Raw genomic sequence first — 800 nt, 5'->3', positions numbered from 1 at the left:
TCCTCTTCGCCGAGCCAGGCTTCGGCGCGCTCTCGCAGCGCCGTTTGCGTCAGCAGCACCTTCGCTCCGCTGTCTTCAAGCATGAACCGCACGCGCTCCGCCGGATAATCCGGGTCGAGCGGCACATACGCCCCGCCCGCTTTCCAGACGGCCAGCACGGCCACCAGCACGGCCACCGAACGCTCGGCGAGAATGCCGACGATCGTCTCCCGGCCGATGCCGCTTGTGCGCAGCGTGGCCGCCAAGCGGTTCGCCCGCTCATTCAGCTCCGCATACGTCAGCCGGTCATTCTCGTACACGACAGCTGCCGTTTCCGGCGTGCGCTCCGCCTGTTCCTCAAACAGTTGGTGGAACGCGGCCGCAGGAGCCGCTTCCGGCTGAGCCGGGTTAAACGCGCCGAGAATTTGCTCTTTTTCCGCCGGTGTCAAAATGCCCAACTCGGCAATCGTCGCCGACGGGTTGCGGAGAATGGATTCAAGCAGCTGCAAGTAGTGAGCGGCCAATTTTTCCACTGTTTCGGTTTTATAAAGAGCAGTGGCGTATTCAAACAGATATTCCAAGCCTTCCTCGATCTCTGTGACGTCCAAGCTGAGATCGAATTTAGAAACAATTTCTTCGCTGGCATACGTCGACAAATGGAGTCCGGGAAGCTGGATTTCCAAATTCTCTGTATTCTGCAAAGCAAACATCGTATCGAACAGCGGATTGCGGCTTAAATCGCGAGCCACATTCACCTTATCCACCAGTTCCTCAAACGGATAATTCTGATGTTCAAAAGCGCCCAGCGTCGTCTCCTTGAT

General features: G+C 57.4%; 1 protein-coding gene. It reads right to left on the bottom strand.

The annotated features are described in order from the left end of the window. Positions 1-800 (bottom strand): AMP-binding protein (locus HFE01_RS26390; RefSeq protein WP_167442903.1); only part of this gene is annotated, 800 nt, incomplete at both ends.

It is taken from the genome of Paenibacillus sp. EKM10P (genome assembly GCF_011800655.1).
Taxonomy (GTDB): Bacteria; Bacillota; Bacilli; order Paenibacillales; family Paenibacillaceae; genus Paenibacillus; species Paenibacillus polymyxa.
Note: the sequence above shows the minus strand (reverse complement) of the source record. Positions and strands in the feature narration are given on the sequence as shown.